Origin of the sequence: Pseudactinotalea suaedae (assembly GCF_009733815.1) — a bacterium.
In the GTDB taxonomy this organism is placed as follows: domain Bacteria; phylum Actinomycetota; class Actinomycetes; order Actinomycetales; family Beutenbergiaceae; genus Pseudactinotalea; species Pseudactinotalea suaedae.
In genome coordinates, this window is record NZ_WNXY01000012.1 from 112,100 (window position 1) to 127,380 (window position 15,281).

General features: G+C 72.8%; 16 protein-coding genes. 5 read left to right on the plus strand and 11 right to left on the minus strand.

All coding sequences use genetic code 11. The features are described 5' to 3' along the window. Window positions 1-67: 67 nt before the first annotated feature. The 5 genes from GPA04_RS18800 to clpS all read right to left on the minus strand — a co-directional run bounded on the left by GPA04_RS18800 (window position 68) and on the right by clpS (window position 5,507). Complete coding sequence (locus GPA04_RS18800; RefSeq protein WP_241680916.1) at window positions 68-2,761, minus strand: phosphoenolpyruvate carboxylase; 2,694 nt, start codon at window positions 2,759-2,761, stop codon at window positions 68-70. Between the two features lie 179 nt (window positions 2,762-2,940). Next, window positions 2,941-3,714 (minus strand): MBL fold metallo-hydrolase, encoded by a 774-nt coding sequence (locus GPA04_RS18805; RefSeq protein WP_156225750.1) that lies wholly within the window; start codon window positions 3,712-3,714, stop codon window positions 2,941-2,943. Continuing rightward, a complete protein-coding gene (murI, locus tag GPA04_RS18810) occupies window positions 3,715-4,548 on the minus strand; it encodes a glutamate racemase (protein ID WP_156225751.1) in 834 nt (277 codons plus the stop codon). 87 nt (window positions 4,549-4,635) lie between these two features. Further along, window positions 4,636-5,217, minus strand: coding sequence for a DUF2017 domain-containing protein (locus GPA04_RS18815; RefSeq protein WP_156225752.1), 582 nt, complete (start codon window positions 5,215-5,217; stop codon window positions 4,636-4,638). Continuing rightward, a complete protein-coding gene (clpS, locus tag GPA04_RS18820; RefSeq protein ID WP_156225753.1) occupies window positions 5,214-5,507 on the minus strand; it encodes an ATP-dependent Clp protease adapter ClpS in 294 nt (97 codons plus the stop codon). The genes GPA04_RS18815 and clpS overlap by 4 nt, the downstream gene beginning before the upstream one ends. Before the next feature lie 35 nt (window positions 5,508-5,542). Between clpS and GPA04_RS18825 the strand changes: the two genes are divergently transcribed. Next, the gene (locus tag GPA04_RS18825; RefSeq protein WP_156225754.1) at window positions 5,543-6,688 is read left to right on the plus strand and encodes a hypothetical protein; all 1,146 of its coding nucleotides are present in this window, start codon (window positions 5,543-5,545) and stop codon (window positions 6,686-6,688) included. Window positions 6,689-6,699: 11 nt separating this feature from the next. Beyond that, window positions 6,700-7,404 (plus strand): endonuclease/exonuclease/phosphatase family protein, encoded by a 705-nt coding sequence (locus GPA04_RS18830; RefSeq protein WP_156225755.1) that lies wholly within the window; start codon window positions 6,700-6,702, stop codon window positions 7,402-7,404. Here GPA04_RS18830 and GPA04_RS18835 read toward each other — a convergent pair. Together GPA04_RS18835 and GPA04_RS18840 are read right to left on the minus strand one after the other, a co-directional pair. Further along, window positions 7,401-8,261, minus strand: coding sequence for a hypothetical protein (locus GPA04_RS18835; protein WP_156225756.1), 861 nt, complete (start codon window positions 8,259-8,261; stop codon window positions 7,401-7,403). The genes GPA04_RS18830 and GPA04_RS18835 overlap by 4 nt on opposite strands. Then, on the minus strand, window positions 8,254-8,622 hold the full coding sequence (locus tag GPA04_RS18840) for a hypothetical protein (protein ID WP_156225757.1): 369 nt from the start codon (window positions 8,620-8,622) through the stop codon (window positions 8,254-8,256). The genes GPA04_RS18835 and GPA04_RS18840 overlap by 8 nt, the downstream gene beginning before the upstream one ends. An 85-nt stretch (window positions 8,623-8,707) precedes the next feature. Here GPA04_RS18840 and GPA04_RS18845 point away from each other — a divergent pair, with 85 nt between their 5' ends. Together GPA04_RS18845 and GPA04_RS18850 are read left to right on the plus strand one after the other, a co-directional pair. Beyond that, complete coding sequence (locus tag GPA04_RS18845; protein WP_156225758.1) at window positions 8,708-10,018, plus strand: nicotinate phosphoribosyltransferase; 1,311 nt, start codon at window positions 8,708-8,710, stop codon at window positions 10,016-10,018. Between the two features lie 100 nt (window positions 10,019-10,118). Continuing rightward, window positions 10,119-10,541 carry an HIT family protein gene (locus GPA04_RS18850; protein ID WP_241680917.1) on the plus strand — a complete coding sequence of 141 codons (423 nt, stop codon included), beginning with the start codon at window positions 10,119-10,121 and terminating at the stop codon, window positions 10,539-10,541. Between the two features lie 33 nt (window positions 10,542-10,574). Here GPA04_RS18850 and GPA04_RS18855 read toward each other — a convergent pair whose 3' ends face one another. The 4 genes from GPA04_RS18855 to GPA04_RS18870 form a co-directional block, all read right to left on the minus strand. Next, window positions 10,575-12,374 carry a DEAD/DEAH box helicase gene (locus GPA04_RS18855; RefSeq protein WP_156225818.1) on the minus strand — a complete coding sequence of 600 codons (1,800 nt, stop codon included), beginning with the start codon at window positions 12,372-12,374 and terminating at the stop codon, window positions 10,575-10,577. 50 nt (window positions 12,375-12,424) lie between these two features. Beyond that, window positions 12,425-12,793, minus strand: coding sequence for a DUF3039 domain-containing protein (locus GPA04_RS18860; RefSeq protein WP_156225760.1), 369 nt, complete (start codon window positions 12,791-12,793; stop codon window positions 12,425-12,427). Window positions 12,794-12,924: 131 nt separating this feature from the next. Next, on the minus strand, window positions 12,925-13,206 hold the full coding sequence (locus GPA04_RS18865) for an HU family DNA-binding protein (protein WP_156225761.1): 282 nt from the start codon (window positions 13,204-13,206) through the stop codon (window positions 12,925-12,927). 183 nt (window positions 13,207-13,389) lie between these two features. Beyond that, complete coding sequence (locus GPA04_RS18870; protein WP_156225762.1) at window positions 13,390-13,950, minus strand: pyridoxine/pyridoxamine 5'-phosphate oxidase; 561 nt, start codon at window positions 13,948-13,950, stop codon at window positions 13,390-13,392. 58 nt (window positions 13,951-14,008) lie between these two features. On the opposite strand from GPA04_RS18870, the gene GPA04_RS18875 reads away from it, so the two are divergent. Next, window positions 14,009-15,145, plus strand: a complete 1,137-nt coding sequence (locus GPA04_RS18875) for an acyl-CoA dehydrogenase family protein (RefSeq protein ID WP_156225763.1) — start codon at window positions 14,009-14,011, stop codon at window positions 15,143-15,145. The last annotated feature ends 136 nt before the right edge of the window (window positions 15,146-15,281 follow it).

Consider the following 15,281-nt stretch of genomic DNA (forward strand, 5'->3'; position numbering starts at 1 on the left):
CGCCGTGAACGGAAACGTGTTGAAACCTGGGGGTGGACGGAATCGTGTTGAAACCTGGGGGTGGGGGTCAGCCGGTGTTCTGCAGGCCCGCGGCGACGCCGTTGACCGAGAGCAGCATCACGCGGCGGAGCTTGGCGTCGGTGGCGTCGTCGGAGTCGTGGGCGCGCAGGGCGGTCAGGACGCGGAGCTGGATCAGCGACAGCGCGTCCACGTACGGCGAGCGCAGCTGCACGGCCCGGCCGAGCACGCGGTGCCCGGCGAGCAGCCGCTCCTGGCCCGTGATCCGGACGATCCAGTCCTTGGTGAGCTCCATCTCCTCGAGCACGAGGTCGGCCAGGTCCTGCCGGTCCCCGAGCGCGAGGTAGCGCTTGGCGATCCGGACGTCGGTCTTCGCCAGCGACATCTCGACGTTGTCGATCATCGTGGCGAACAGCGGCCAGCGCTGGTACGCCTCGCGCAGCCGATCGAGGTCGCCGACGCTCGCGAGCGCGGTGCCCAGCCCGAACCAGCCGGTGAGGTTGATCCGCGCCTGCGTCCACGCGAACACCCACGGGATCGCCCGCAGGTCCTCGAGCGACTCCATCGACAGCCCGCGGCGGGCCGGGCGGGAGCCGATCGCGAGCCATCCCACCTCCTCCTGCGGGGTCACGGTCGCGAACCACTGCGGGAAGCCCTCGGCGCGCACCAGCTGGTAGAACCGCTCGCGCGAGGAGGCATCCATCCGCTCCGCCACGTCGGCGAAGTCGCGAGCGGCACCGGAGTTGCGCTCCGAGATCGTCGGGGTGGCCTGGAGCAGCGTCGCCGCGGCCACCTGCTCGATGTGGCGGGAGGCGATCACCGGGTCGCCGTAGCGGGCGAAGATCACCTCGCCCTGCTCGGTCAGCTTGAAGCGGCCGTCGACCGAGCCCGGAGGCTGCGCCAGCACCGCGCGGTTGGCCGGGCCGCCGCCGCGCCCCAGGGCTCCGCCGCGACCGTGGAAGAGCGTGAGCGTGATGTCGTTGCGCTCGGCCCACTCCGCGATCCGGCTCTGTGCGTCGTACAGGGCGAGCGTGGCCGAGACCGGCCCGACGTCCTTGCTGGAGTCGGAGTAGCCCAGCATCACCTCGAGGCGGCGGTCGGTGGCAGCGAGCCGCTTCTGCACCTGCGGCAGCTCGAGCATGCCGTCGAGGATCGTGACGGAGTTCTGCAGGTCCTCGAAGGTCTCGAAGAGCGGGATCGCGTCGATGACCGGGGCGTCGTCGGCGGACCCGAGCGCCACCTCGGCGAGCCGGAACACGTTCGCGAGGTCCTGGGCCTCCTGCGTGAAGGAGACGATGTAGCGGCGCGCACCCTTGACGCCGTAGCGGCGCTGCACGGTCGCGATGGCGCGGAAGGTCTCGAGGACCTCCTCGCTCATCTCCGAGAGCGGGCCGCCGCCGTCGACCTCGGCGAGTGTCTTGGCGTGGACGGCGGAGTGCTGGCGCACCTCGAGCTCGGCGAGGTGGAAGCCGAAGGTCTCCACCTGCCAGATCAGCGACTGGATGTCGCCGTAGGCCTTGCGCGGGTCGCTGGTGGCGAGCGCGCCCTGCACGACCCGCAGGTCCGCGAGCAGCTCCTCGACGTCCGGGTAGGCCAGGTCGGCGTCCCGACGGCGGGTCGCACCGATGCGCTCGGCGATCGTCAGCATGACGCGCCGGTAGGGCTCGTCGGGAGAGCGCCCGGCGATGTCCGCGGTCAGGGCCTCGGCCAGGCGTCGCTGACGCGCCCACAGCGCGTCGAGCTCGGGCGAGGGCGGTGTGGTGGCGGCCTCGAGGGTGAGCCCACGACCGATCCGGACCGCCGCCCGCTCGAGGCCGAGCAGCACGTGCTCGGAGGCGATGCCTGCGGCCGCCCGGGTGATCGAGGCGGTCACGTTGGGGTTGCCGTCGCGGTCGGCACCGATCCACGAGCCGAGCCGCACGAACGGCGGCACCACCGGCGGGCGCGGCTGCGAGGGGTCGTCGGCGAGCAGGTCGTCGAACGCCCGGTAGACCTTGGGCAGCACCGTGAACAGGGTCTCGTCGAAGACGCCCATGGCGGTGCGTACCTCGTCCAGCGGCGTGGGCTTGTCGAGCCGCAGCGGCGAGGTGCGCCAGAGCGTGTCGATCTCGGACAGCAGGTCGCGGCGGTTCTCCTCCATCGCCCGCCGGGTCATCCGCGGGTCGTCGCGCTGGGCGACGAGATCGCTGATGCGTCGGATGCAGGCGGCGACGGCCCGACGGCGTGCCTCGGTGGGGTGCGCGGTCAGGACCGGACGGAACTCCAGCCCGGCGATGCGACGGCGCGTCTCCTCCTCACCCAGCTCCTCGCGCAGCTGCGCGACCGCACCGGCGAGCGAGTCCTCGGGTCCGCGCGAGGAACCGCCGGCGGCCTCGCTCTCGCGCTCACGGAGCACGCGGATGCGGTGGAACTCCTCGGCCAGGTTGACCAGGTGGAAGTAGCAGGTGAAGGCGCGGGAAAGCAGCTCGGCGCGGTCCAGGCTCAGCTGGTCGACGAACGCGACCGCCGCGTCGAACGCCTCGGTGCCGGACTCGGTGTAGGCGCGGATCGTCAGCTCGCGCAGCCGCTCGACGTCGGCGAGCAGGTCCTCGCCACCGCTCTCGGCGATGACGGTGCCCAGCAGCTCACCGAGCAGCCGGACGTCGTGACGCAGGGCATCGGGCATCTCCGACACCGCTCCGGTGCGCGAGCCGGTGGCGATGCCGTTCGCTGCCGTGTCGAGGTTCTCGGTGGGCTCAGCCATGACCGCGAGAGTAGCGAGCGGACGGCGTCACGGGTGCCCGCGGTCACGGAACGGACGGCTCCCGAGCCGCCATCCGTGGCCGGGACGACCGGGACGACGCGGATCTCCGCTCGCTTCCCGCGCTCCCGCTGTGAGCCTGACCACAGCGCCGCGCCGGCCGCGGGCCGCGCGCACCGACCTCAGAGCGCGAACGTCACCCCGGGCTGAGCCACGTCGACAGGGCCGCCGTAGGCGGTGCAGGCCTCGGCGCGCACCTTCTCCCGGGAGGTCCACGGCGGGATGTGGGTCAGCACGAGGCGCTCGACGGCGGCCTCGGTCGCCAGTGCTCCGGCGCGCCGGCCGGTCAGGTGGATGCCGCGCACCTCGTCGCGGCCCTCCTCGAACGCCGCCTCGGACAGCAGCAGGTCGGCACCGGCCGCGGCGGCCGTGACGCCCTCGCAGCTGTCGGTGTCGCCGGTGTAGACCAGGGTGCGGGTGCCGCTGCCATCCTCCGCCGGGCCGGTGATCCGGAACGCGAACGCGGGCAGCGGGTGCAGCACCGCGAACGGCTCGATCTGCAGCGACCCGATCCGGATCGGCTCACGGGCGGCCACGGTGTGCGTCTCGTAGGCGCACAGGCCCTCCTCGGGCTCACCGACCAGGTCCACCAGCCGCTGCCCGGTCCCCTCCGGGCCCCAGAGCGGCATCCGCGGGTGGGGGGCGCCCGGTCCGTAGCGCAGGTAGACGTCGAGCGAGGCCAGGTCCACCACGTGGTCGGCGTGCAGGTGCGAGAGCAGCACCGCGTCCAGGTCCTCCGGCTGGGCGTACCGGAGCAGCTGCCCGAACGCACCGGAGCCGAGGTCGAGCAGCACCGAGGTGGTGCGCCCGCCCTCGTCGGCCTGCACGAGGTAGCAGGAGGAGGCGGAGTCGGGCCCGGAGACCGATCCCGAGCAGCCGACGACGACGAGGCGCACCTAGAGGACCACCTTCGGGATCTCACCGGTGACGTCCGCCGCGCTGCGGGCACCGACCTCGGGGCCGAGGAACCGGCGCGCGAGCTTGTCGAAGGCCTTGGGGTCACCGGTGGCGAGGAACGAGTACGTCGGGGCTGCGTGCGGGTCGGCTGCGAGGTGGTGCGCCACCAGGGTGCGATAGACGTCCTTGGCGGTCTCCTCGGCGCTGCTCACCAGCGTGACGGCGTCGCCGGTCACGTAGGAGATGACGCCGGTGAGCAGCGGGTAGTGGGTGCACCCGAGCACCAGTGTGTCGACATCGGCCGCGACGACCGGCGCCAGGTAGCTGCGCGCCAGGTCGATCAGCTCGTCGCCGGACGTCTCACCCCGCTCGACGTACTCGACGAACCGCGGGCACGCCGTCGTCGTGAGCGCGAGGTGCGGGGCTGCGGCGAAGGCGTCGTCGTAGGCGAGGGAGCTGATGGTGGCCTGCGTCCCGATCACGCCGACCCGCCCCGAGCGGGTGGCGGCGACCGCGCGCCGCACCGCGGGCAGGATCACCTCGACCACGGGCACGCCCTGCGCGACCGTGTAGCGCTCGCGGGCGTCCCGCAGCACCGCCGCGGACGCGGAGTTGCACGCGATGACCAGCATCTTCACGCCCTGGGCGACCAGATCGTCCATGACGCGGAGCGCGTGGGCGCGCACCTGCGCGAGCGGCTGCGGCCCGTACGGGGAGTTGGCGGTGTCACCGATGTAGAGGATCGACTCGTTGGGCAGCTGGTCGATCACGGCGCGCGCGACGGTCAGACCCCCTACCCCGGAGTCGAAGATCCCGATCGGCGCATCACTCACGGACGCCGACGTTACCGCCGCCCACCGTCATCACCGATGCCAGATCACCGGGATGTGGCGCGTTTCACCGGCTGCCGGGCCTCGCGGTCAGAGCGCCTTCAGCATCGCCGACATCAACGACTCCTGCAGCCACGTCAGGGCCATGTACAGGCTCGCGAGCGCGGCGCGGACCTCGTCGACCTCGCCGGAGCGACGACGACGGGTCGCGGCCTGGTAGACCGCGTCGGCGTCGTCGTCGGTCTGGATCTCGAGCCGCTCGGCGAGCACGAGCCGCACGTCGGTGAGGGCGGCGGCGAAGTCCATCGCCCGCTCGGGCAGCACCTCGAGCCGCTCGCCGGGGGCCAGCAGCGCCCCCCAGACCATCCGCAGCCGCTCGACCTTGGCGGCCCGGAGGTCGCCCTCGGTCAGGCGACGGAACTCCGCGGCGACGTCCTCGTCCTCGGACGCGCTCGGCAGCAGCCGTGCCAGCGCCGGGTCGCTCGGCTCGGCGACGCCGTCGGCGGACCAGGCCAGCCCGGCGAGCGGGTCGTCGTCGTCAGCGGGCCGCTCGATGTCGAGCCGCGTCCCCAGCAGCAGGGCCGTGTCGGCGACCACGCGGGACAGGATGGTCCGCTCGGTCCGGTCGAGCTGCGCCACGTAGACACCGCGCTTGCGCGCGAAGCCCTTCATGCGTCCTCCTGCTGCATGGTGGCCCACAGTCCGAAGGAGTGCATGGCCTGGACGTCGACCTCCATCTTCTCCCGTGACCCGGACGAGACGGCGGACCGGCCCTCCTGGTGGACCTGCATCATCAGCGTGTTCGCGGTGCGCTCGTCGTAGCCGAAGTAGGTCTGGAACACGTAGCTGACATAGCTCATCAGATTGACCGGGTCGTTCCAGACGACGGTGACCCAGGGCCGGGCCGCGTCGACGACGACGTCGGTCTCCTCCCGCTGCTCGACGTCGGGGTGCGCACTCACCGCACCAGGTTAGGCGAGCACGATAGAAAGACCTCATGACCTCCCCCGTGCAGCGCAGCACGACCTGGCCCACGTTGCTGCTCGCGGCCGGCGTCTGGGTGCTCCTGGACCTGATCCGTGCGTGGTCGCCGACCCTGATCACGATCGTCGGCCAGGCTGCCTCGACTCCCCCGGAGAACATCGGGGCGTTCGCCCTCGGCTGCGCGCTGGTCCCCGTGGCGCTCGTGCTGGCGGTGCGACGGCGTCCGACGGCGGGTGCGCGGCTCACGTGGGTCGCGCTGGCCGTGGCGGTGGTGGCGCGGGTCGCGCTGCAGGTCAGCGAGGGCGGCTACCCGCACCTGGTGCTCGCCACCGCCGGTGTCGTGGCAGCGATGACGTGGCTGGCGCTGGCGCTGACGCGGCACGCCCAGGTCGCGGTGGTCGGCCTGGTCACCGGTGTCGCGGTGTCCGTGCTCACCCATGCGGCGCTCGGGACCTGGGGAGCGGTCTGGCGCACCGACGTCTGGGCGTGGCTGCTGCTCGCCGCCCAGGTCGGCCTCGTGGTGCTCACCGTGGTCCGTGCCGGGCGCGGCGCCGTCCACGATCCTGCGGGCGCCGCCGGCCCGGCACTCCCCCGACGCCTGGCCTGGACGATCTGGCCGGGGCTGTTCGTCGCGGGCGTGGTGGTCGCGAACGCGGGCAGGGCGTCCGCCGCCGCCGACTGGCTCGGGCTGGGCCTGCTCGCGGCCGGCGCCGCCGCGGCGGTCATCGCGGCCCGCGCCCGCGTCTCCCGCCGGTCCACGGCGATCGCCGGTCTCGCGCTGGTCGCCGTCGTGGTGTGCGCCCTCGTGGTGGTCACCGACGGGTTGACGCCGGCCTGGGTGACGCTCGGCTACCTCGTCGGGATGCCGGCGCTCGCGCACCTGTGGGCCGCCGCCGACGGCGGTCGTGCGGGTTCTCCTGCGACCGTCGCGATCGGCGGGGTCGTCTGGGTGGTGCTCCTGTTCGCCTACTACGCGGGGTACGACCTGGGTTACCGCGCCGACGTGGCGGTGATCGCCGTCGCGGTCCTGATCGCGGTCCTCGCCCTGCTCGGCGGTGCGCAGCGACCGGGACGAGCGCCGCTCGGGCGATCCGCCGTGGCGGCCTCGGCGGGCTCGCTGTCCTCGCGGGGGTGGTGGCGGCCGTCGGCCCGTCGGTGACCATCCGGCCCGTGGCGACGTCGACACCCGTACCCGGCACCACCACGGTCGCCGCATACAACCTGCGCATGGGCTACGGCATCGACGGCCGCTTCAGCACGCTGGAGGTGGCTCGCGTGCTCGCGCGGTCGCAGGTCGCACTGATCAGCGAGGTCGACCGCGGCTGGTACCTCAACGGCGGTCAGGACCAGCTCGCGATCCTCGAGCGGCTGCTCGGACGCACCGCGTGGTTCGGCGCCGCCGCCGACCCGGTCTGGGGTGACGCCGTGCTCATCGACGCCGACCGCGTCAGCATCGAGCGGCACCCGTTGCCCTCGCACGGAGCGGTGACCGGCGCCGGTGCGGTGGTCGTGCAGGGCGAGGTCAGCCCGATCACCTACGTCTCCACCCACCTGCAGCCCACGTCCGGCGACGGCGTCACCGCCCAGGCCGCCGACCTCGCCGCGATCCTGGAGCAGGTGGTCGCCGGCGGCGGACCCGTGGTGCTCGGCGGGGACTTCAACATGCTGGAGGGCAGCGAGGCGTACGAGACGATCGCCGCGACCGGGCTGGTCGACGCCGATCCGGGCGGCGCCCTGACGTCCCCCGCCGACGAGCCCTCGCAGCGCATCGACTACGTCTTCGTGACCCCGGACCTGGCGGTGCTCGACGTCGAGGTCACGTCGACGCTCGCCTCCGACCACCTGCCGGTGCTGGTCACGCTGGAGACGGGTTAGCCCACCGCTCCCCATGCCGGCACGAGCAGGAGCCGGGTCGGCGTGCAGTCGTCGGCGGTGACGACCACGTCGGCACCGGCGTCTCCCATGTCGAGCACCAGCGCCTCCAGCGAGCCGTCCAGGTCGCAGCTCGGACCGAGCTTCTCGCTGAGCGCGGCGCGGCCGGCGTCGGTGAGCTGCAGCGTCGCCTCCTCCGGTGCCGTGAGCACCGCCGGGGAGGCCGCGCTCCCGGCCGCACCGCCCTCCGGCGGGTTCGCCGCCCACGCCACCATGCTGATCCCGATGGCGGCCACGGCCGCACCGGCGACGAGCGTGGTGCGACTCCGGCGCCACTGCTGCGCCAACGCCTGGTACGCCGTGACGTCGAGGAGCGTGCCGACGAGACCGTCGAGGTGCGTGACGTCGGCATCGGCGATCTGTGCGGCTGTGCGGAGCGCCTGGTCGTCCGGGTCGGCGTAATGCTCCCGGAACGCCTGTGCACGGGCGGCGATCGCGTCCCGGTAGTCCGCAGCCAGTGCCGCGGCGTCAGCCCGGCCGGCCAGCAGGTACGGGTCGGCCAGGGCATCCTCGACCCCCGGCGGAGGCTTCGCGCCCGTGAGCGCGTGCAGCCCCACCGCCGGCGCCGTGAGGGCCGCGATCGTGGACCACAGCACCGCACCGACACCGGCGAGCGCGAGCAGGCCGCCGACGACAACGACCCAGAACCGCGTGCTCCCGAGCGCGAGGCTGCCGATGCTGCTGAGCTGGGTCCCCGCGACCAGCACAGCGGCGACGGCGCCGACGCTCGCCGTCAACCACTTCGCGGACTCCCTGATCCGGTCGCGGGCGCCGCTCAGGTCGTTGCGGGTCTCAGCCATCGACGTCGTCGGGGAGCACATGGACCTTCAGGTGCGTCGCCTGCGAGTCTGTGAGCCCGGCGATCAGCGCGTCGAGGCGGAGGCGGTCGCTCGGGCCCGACGGCAGGTGCACGCGCAGGTCGGCGCCGTTCTCGACGCCGTCGAGCAGGGCGCGCAGCTCGGCGTCGTCGAGGTCGCGGACACGCAGGTCGCGATAGGTCGAACCGGTCTGGGTGGGGACGAGGACGTCCGGCGCCTGAGGCGGCCGCGGCGCCGGTTCCGCGCCTGCGGGCTTGCCGCCATGGATGACCAGGCGGATCCCGAGCAGCTCGGTCTCGAAGGGGTCCTCACCGCCGGTGTAGACGTGGATCTCCGTGCTCACCGCAGCTCCGATCACGCGCAGGGGTGGCGCTCAGGGTAGTGGTGGCGGACACGCCGCGGTAGAGCCTGCCGATAGCGTGTGCGGCATGTCGACGGCGCTGCTCACCGACCGTTACGAGCTCACCATGCTGCAGGCCTCGTTGGCCGATGGCACCGCCCACCGCCGGTGCGTGTTCGAGGTGTTCACCCGGCGGCTGCCGCCTGGCCGGCGCTACGGCGTGGTGGCCGGGATCGGGCGGGTGCTGGAAGCGATCCGCGACTTCCGCTTCGGGGAGCCGGAGCTGGCGTACCTGCAGGAGAACGGCGTCGTCGACGACGTCACGCTCGAGTACCTGGCCAACTACCGCTTCACCGGTGACGTCTACGGCTACGCCGAGGGTGAGGTGTTCTTCCCCGGCTCACCGATCCTCGTGGTCGAGTCGACGTTCGCCGAGGGCATCCTGCTCGAGACCGTGGTGCTGAGCATCCTCAACTACGACTCGGCTGTCGCCTCGGCGGCCTCGCGCATGACCTCCGCGGCAGGCAGCCGGCCGTGCCTGGAGATGGGCTCGCGGCGGGCGCACGAGCATGCCGCGGTCGCCGCGGCCCGCGCCGCGATGGTTGGCGGGTTCGCGGGCACCTCCAACCTCGAGGCGGGCCGCTCGTACGGGCTGCCGACGATCGGCACCGCGGCGCACTCCTTCACGTTGCTGCACGACGACGAGGAGGCCGCGTTCGCCTCCCAGGTCGCCGCCTACGGTCCCGACACCACGCTGCTGGTCGACACCTACGACATCGCGACCGGCGTGCGGCGCGCGATCGAGGCGGCCGGCACCGGGCTCGACTCGATCCGTCTCGACTCCGGCGACCTCGGTGTGGTCGCCCGTGAGGTCCGCGACCAGCTCGACGCGCTCGGCGCGGCCGGGACCAGGATCGTGGTGTCCTCCGACCTGGACGAGTACGCGATCGCCTCGCTCGCGATCGCGCCGGTCGACTCCTACGGGGTGGGCACCTCCGTGGTCACCGGCTCGGGCGCCCCGACGTGCGGCATGGTCTACAAGCTCGTCGAGCGCGAAGGATCCGACGGCACCATGACCGGGGTCGTCAAGGCCTCGACCTCGAAGGCCTCGGTCGCCGGTCGCAAGAGCGCGGCGCGGCGGCTCGACGCCGCGGGCCGGGCCGTCGAGGAGGTCGTGCTCGCCGGCGCCGACGCCGCCTGGACCCCGGAGGAGGACGACCTGCGCATGCTGCACGTCCCGCTGGTGCGGGCGGGTCAGGTCGACCAGCGCTACCTGGGCGCGGACGGCGTCACGCTGGCCGCCGAGCGCCACGCCACCTCGCGCGGCGAGCTCGGGCCCTCCGCCCGCCGGCTCTCCTCCGGCGACCCGGCGCTGCCGACCACGCACGTCCGGCTCTGACACACGGCGTCCCCGCTCCGCTGCCACGCACCGACGTCATACGCTCGGCGGCAACGGTCCCACCCCACGCATGACGCAAGCCGGAGGAGGTGTGCTGCTGGTGTCCACCACCTGCGTGTTCTGCCGCATCGTCGCGGGCGAGGAGCAGGCGTACGAGGTGCTGCGGACCGACACCGTGGTCGCGTTCCTCGACATCCGGCCGGTCTTCCACGGGCACACCCTGGTGATCCCCACCGAGCACGTCGACACACTGACCGACCTGCCGGCCGACCGGCTCGGCGACTACTTCGGGACCGTGCAGCTGCTCAGCCGCGTGATCCCTGACGCCCTCGGCTCCCAGGGCACCTGGGTGTCGATCAACAACGTCGTCAGCCAGTCGGTGCCGCACCTGCACACGCACGTGGTGCCGCGGACCAAGGGCGACGGGCTGCGTGGGTTCTTCTGGCCCCGCACGAGATACGCCGAGGGCGAGGCGAGCGCGACAGCCGAGCGCATCCGCTCCACCGTCGAACGGTCGGGCTGAGCTCGCTCCGCGTCGCCGCGCAGCCCCGCGAGGTCAGCTCTTCCCGATGAACCAGGCGCGGACCTTCTCGATCCGCTTCTCGATCTGCTCCGAGGTGGCGGTCGCGACCTCGCCGCCGCCGCTGTGCTGCCGCAGCCGGGTGTGCAGCACGCCGTGCGGCGTGCTCGAGCGGCGCGCCCACGCCGAGACGAGCTGGTTGAGCTCCTTCCGGAGCTCGGTCAGGCGGCGGTGGTCGACGACGGCGGTCCCGTCCGTACCGTTCTTGCGCGGGGCTCTCGCGACGTGCTCGGCCTGGTGCTGGCGCAGCAGCGTGGCGACCTGGTCGGCGTCGAGCAGCCCGGGCAGCCCGAGGAAGTCGAGCTCCTCGTCGGAGCCCACGTCGCCCCCGACGCCGAACTCACCGCCGTCGTAGAGGACCTTGTCGAAGCTGGCGTTCGCCTCGAGCGCCTCGAAGCCGGAGAGCATGCCGTCGCTGGCCGATTCCTCCCGGTTCGCCTGCTCCAGCGCCGCGTCGTCGAGCAGCACCTCCCCCGGCTCGTCGCTGGTCTTGCGGTCGAGCGCGTGGTCGCGCTCGGCCTCCAGCTCACCGGCCAGCCCCAGCAGCACCGGGACCGACGGCAGGAAGATCGAGGCCGTCTCACCGCGACGGCGGGCACGGACGAACCGGCCGATCGCCTGCGCGAAGAACAACGGCGTCGCCGCAGCCGTGGCGTAGACGCCGACCGCAAGCCGCGGCACGTCTACGCCCTCCGAGACCATCCGCACCGCCACCATCCAGCGCTGCTCGCCCTCGCCGAAGGTCTCGATGCGCTGGGAGGCGCCCGCGTCGTCGGAGAGCACCACCACGGGCGGCTCCCCGGTGATCGCGCGGAGCTGGGCGGCGTAGGCCCGTGCGGTGTCCTGATCGGTGGCGATGACGAGCCCGCCGGCGTCGGGGACGCTGCGTCGCACCTCGGACAGCCGCGTGTCCGCGGCCTTGAGGACCGAGCGGATCCACTCGCCGTCAGGGTTGAGCGCGGTGCGCCAGGCCTGCGCGATGGCGTCCTTGGTCATCGGGGTGCCGAGGCGTGCGCTGACCTCGTCGCCCGCGCGGGTGCGCCACCGCATCTGCCCGGTGTAGGCGAGGAAGATGACGGGCCGCACGACGCCGTCGCGCAGCGCGTCGCCGTAGCCGTAGGAGTGGTCGGCGCGGGAGCGCCGGATGCCCTCGGCGTCGCGCTCGTAGGTGACGAACGGGATCGCGGCGGTGTCGGAGCGGAACGGCGTGCCGGTCAGCGCCAGCCGACGGGTGGCCGGCTCGAAGGCCTCGCGCACCGCGTCCCCCCAGGACAGCGCGTCGCCGCCGTGGTGCACCTCGTCGAGGATCACCAGCGTGGGCGCGGCCTCTGTGCGGGCTCGGTGCAGCGCCGGGTTGGCGGCGACCTGCGCGTAGGTGAGGGCGACGCCGTCGAAGTGCGCGCCGTGGCGGCCCTGGGCGTTGCGGAAGGTGGGATCGATGCTGATGCCGACCTTCGCGGCGGCGTCGGCCCACTGGGTCTTGAGATGCTCGGTGGGCGCGACCACGGCGATCCGCCGCACCACGCCGGTCTCGAGGAGCTCGGTGGCCACGCGCAGCGCGAACGTGGTCTTGCCGGCGCCGGGCGTCGCGACCGCCAGGAAGTCGCGCGGCGCGCGGCTGAGATAGCTCTCGAGCGCGGCGGCCTGCCAGGCGCGCAGCCGCCCGGCGGTGCCCCACGCCGCACGCGCCGGGTACGCCGGCGAGAGCTGGGTCGCGGCCGCCGCCGAGGGGTGCTGCGGGTGCTGCGGCGGGTTCGTCTGCTCGTGCGGGCGCACGCCGACGGAGGCATCCCCCGCCTCGTGCCGCCCGGCCTCGGGCGGCGGCGTCACCGGCGCGAGCCGAACCCGAACAGACCGGAGAAGCCGGACCGACCCGACCCACCGCCGTCGGAACCCTTGCCACCGGAGGAGTCCCCGCCGCCGTTCATCGATGCGTAGATCTCCTTGCACACCGGGCACACGGGGAACTTGCTCGGGTCGCGCGTCGGCGTCCAGACCTTGCCGCACAGCGCCACCACCGGACCTCCGGAGACCGCTGCCGCGGTGATCTTCTCCTTCTTGACGTAGTGCGCGTACCGCTCGGCGTCGCCCGGAGCGGCCTCCTCGCGCGTCTCGGGCCGCTCCAGCACTCCGGTGGACCCGGCGGTGGAGAGCCGGTCCGGTTCAGGGGCGCTGGGAGGGAGCGGTTCGGACATGCTGCCAGTGTACGAACCTCGCGGGGCGGTTGCGACCCGCCTGCGCGGCAGCTGTGCAGACAGCAAAGGCCCGGGAGCGGTGCTCCCGGGCCTTGGTGTCAGCGGCGATGCTGCCGCTGGTGCTCAGCTGATCAGCTGGTGACAGCCTTCTTGAGGGCCGAGCCGGCCGAGACCTTGACGCCGAAGCCCGCGGGGATCTTGATCTCCTCGCCGGTGCGGGGGTTGCGGCCGGTGCGAGCCTTGCGCTCGACGCGCTCCACGGAGAGCAGACCCGTGACCTTGACGGCCTCGCCCTTGCCCAGGGAGTCCACGAGCACCTCCTGCAGCGCGGACAGAGCCTTGTCGGCGTCGGTCTTGGTGAGGCTCGCCTTCTCGGCGATCGCGGCCACGAGGTCAGTGCGGTTGACGGACACGTTGTCCCCTTCTCTTCAGTTGATCGCTCCCCGATCGGGAAGCGCCGGAGCCGACATTACGGCGAACCGGCGTCAACGCCACCTTCTGAAGGCGTGTTTTCGGCATAGTTCCGCGGATTTGCGTGACCATTGATCCCATCTGTCACATGAGTAACACCGGTCACGCAGGGGTACCACGGCGACTCAACGGGCCTGCTCGCTCGGCATCAGCCGGCGATGGCTCCAGCCGTGGCGCTCACGGAGGTACTCGATGCGGACGTGCCGGCGGTCATGGGTCGCCTGCAGGAACTCGAGGCGGCGCGGCTGCAGGGCCCACACCTGCCAGTCGGGGTTGTCGGTGCCGTCGTAGCTGGGACGCTCGCGCCAGTCGGCCTGGCTGGTGGCCTCGTCGAGCGCGATCGCGTCGCCGTCGATCTCGACCTGCCGACCCAGCGGACGCCAGAAGAACAGCAACGTCGCGACCGGGCGCGCCGCCAGATGTGCGGCCTTGCGCGAGGTGCGCGAGCTCGAGAAGTGGATGCCGCGCTCGTCGACGTCCTTGACGATCAGGGTGCGGCTGGCGGGGCGCCCGTCCGTGTCCACGGTGGTGACCGTCATCGCCGTCGGCTGCCGCTCGCCGGAGTCGATCGCGTCGGTGAGCCAGGTCAGGAACAGCTCCTGGGGGTCCGCGGGGACGCTGGCCGGGTCCAGGACCGGCAGCTCCGCGGGGAAGGTCGGCAGGGCTCGGAGGGTGTCGCGCAGCATGTCCTCATCCCACCACCTGCAGGGGGCCGCGACCAGGGACGCGGCTACCGTGGCACCCATGACGTTCCTCAGCGAGGACCTGCTCGGCCAGATCCACGACCGCGCTCCCGGTCACGACCGGGACAACACCTTTCCCACCGAGGACCTGGAGGCGTTGACCGCCGCCGGTTATCTGGCCGCGCACGCTCCCGCCGAGCTCGGCGGCGCCGGGCTGAGCCTGCTCGAGCTGGTCACGGAGCAGTCGCGGCTGGCGGCCGCGTCGCCCGCCACCGCGCTGGCGATCAACATGCACCAGGTGTGGTGCGGCGTCGCCCGGGTGCTGCACGAGCGCGGCGACGACTCGCTGGACTTCCTGCTCCGCGAGGCGGCCGCCGGCGAGCTGTTCGCGTTCGGGATCTCCGAGCGCGGCAACGACCTCGTGCTGTTCGGCTCGGCCACCGACGCCAGGCCCGACGGCGAGGGCGGCTACCGCTACCACGGCACCAAGATCTTCACCTCGCTCGCACCCGCCTGGACGCGGCTCGGCGTCCACGGCCTGGACGCCGGCGACCCCGACGACCCACGCATCGTGTACGGCTTCGTCACCCGCGAGGGCACCGAGACCAAGGACGACTGGGACACCCTCGGCATGCGCGCCACGCAGTCCCGGACCACGGTGCTCGACGGCGCCCACGCCCCTGCGGACCGCGTCGTGCGGCGCCTGCCACCCGGCCCGAACCCGGACCCGTTCGTGTTCGGGATCTTCGCCTGCTTCGAGCTGCTGCTCTCGAGCGTGTACGTGGGGATCGGCCAGCGGGCGCTCGAGCTGGCCGTCGAGACCGTGCGGACCAGGACGTCGATGAAGACCGGCCAGGTGTACGCGCACGACCCCGACATCCGCTGGCGTCTCGCGAGCGCGGCGATGGCCCTGGAGACGGCGACCACCCAGCTGCACGCGGTCGCCGCCGACGTCGACGCCCAGGCTGACCACGGGCCTGCCTGGTTCGCCAAGCTCGCCGGCACCAAGGTGCTCGCCACCGAGACGGCGAAGGACGTCGTCGAGGCCGCGATCCGCGTCAGTGGAGGTGGTTCCTACTTCACCAGGAACGAGCTCAGCCGCCTCTACCGCGACGTGCTCGCCGGGCTGTTCCACCCCAGCGACGACGAGTCCGCGCACAGCACCGTCGCCTCCGCACTGCTCGGGCCGCTCCCCTGACTCCCGCACCGTGGCCGGGCGGCCGCCCGGAGACCCGCGCACCCCACCTGCCTGCGACGCCCAGTTCGGCGGTAAGAACCCGCCGGCGGGTGACATGGGGAGGTCGTGCTCACCCTTCCTGACGACAGACCTGGAG

What these genes read in the sequence shown, in the direction of transcription:
- GPA04_RS18835 (WP_156225756.1), bottom strand. Translation starts at nt 8,261, where the DNA reads ATGGCTGAGACCCGCAACGACCTGAGCGGCGCCCGCGACCGGATCAGG.
- GPA04_RS18875 (WP_156225763.1), top strand. Translation starts at nt 14,009, where the DNA reads ATGACGTTCCTCAGCGAGGACCTGCTCGGCCAGATCCACGACCGCGCT.
- GPA04_RS18860 (WP_156225760.1), bottom strand. Translation starts at nt 12,793, where the DNA reads ATGTCCGAACCGCTCCCTCCCAGCGCCCCTGAACCGGACCGGCTCTCC.
- GPA04_RS18870 (WP_156225762.1), bottom strand. Translation starts at nt 13,950, where the DNA reads ATGCTGCGCGACACCCTCCGAGCCCTGCCGACCTTCCCCGCGGAGCTG.
- GPA04_RS18800 (WP_241680916.1), bottom strand. Translation starts at nt 2,761, where the DNA reads ATGGCTGAGCCCACCGAGAACCTCGACACGGCAGCGAACGGCATCGCC.
- GPA04_RS18815 (WP_156225752.1), bottom strand. Translation starts at nt 5,217, where the DNA reads ATGAAGGGCTTCGCGCGCAAGCGCGGTGTCTACGTGGCGCAGCTCGAC.
- GPA04_RS18845 (WP_156225758.1), top strand. Translation starts at nt 8,708, where the DNA reads ATGTCGACGGCGCTGCTCACCGACCGTTACGAGCTCACCATGCTGCAG.
- GPA04_RS18825 (WP_156225754.1), top strand. Translation starts at nt 5,543, where the DNA reads ATGACCTCCCCCGTGCAGCGCAGCACGACCTGGCCCACGTTGCTGCTC.